General features: G+C 60.9%; 1 pseudogene. It reads left to right on the top strand.

The features are described 5' to 3' along the window. Nucleotides 1-310: 310 nt before the first annotated feature. Nucleotides 311-650, top strand: a pseudogene (gene glyA, locus HU750_RS26955) (serine hydroxymethyltransferase); the annotation flags it as partial.

The following is a 650-nucleotide window of genomic DNA, read 5'->3' as shown; positions in this document are numbered from 1 at the left end:
TGGCTGCCATCAAGGTAGGCTGCAATCGCCTTGAGCTTGAACTGCTCGGTGTACTTGCCCATAGATCCCCCAAGGGTTGGATTGGTGTCCAACTTCTTGGGGGCAGTCCAATGGCCCTGCGTACGCGGCCATTGTGGGAGCGGGCTTGCCCCGCGAAGAGGCCGGCATGCACAACACAAAAGCGAATGTCGTAAACGCGCCATTGCAAGGCGTGCGCAGGCATCTGACCCACCCCGGCCAGTCATACCATCGCCACAAAGGGCCACAGTGCTCTACAGACAAGAAACGATCGCTGCCGGGAGACAACAAGATGTTCAGCAAGCAAGACCAGATCCAGGGTTACGACGACGCACTGCTGGCGGCGATGAATGCCGAAGAACAGCGCCAGGAAGATCACATCGAGCTGATCGCCTCGGAGAACTACACCAGCAAGCGCGTCATGCAGGCCCAAGGCAGCGGCCTGACTAACAAATACGCCGAAGGCTACCCAGGCAAGCGCTACTACGGTGGCTGCGAGCACGTGGACAAGGTCGAGGCACTGGCCATCGAGCGCGCCAAGCAGCTGTTCGGTGCTGACTACGCCAACGTCCAGCCGCACTCCGGCTCTTCCGCCAACGGCGCGGTGTACCTGGCCCTGCTGCAGGCCGGTG

Origin of the sequence: Pseudomonas sp. SWRI50 (genome assembly GCF_014269095.1) — a bacterium.
Taxonomy (GTDB): domain Bacteria; phylum Pseudomonadota; class Gammaproteobacteria; order Pseudomonadales; family Pseudomonadaceae; genus Aquipseudomonas; species Aquipseudomonas kermanshahensis.
This window is presented reverse-complemented; position numbering and strand designations above follow the sequence as displayed.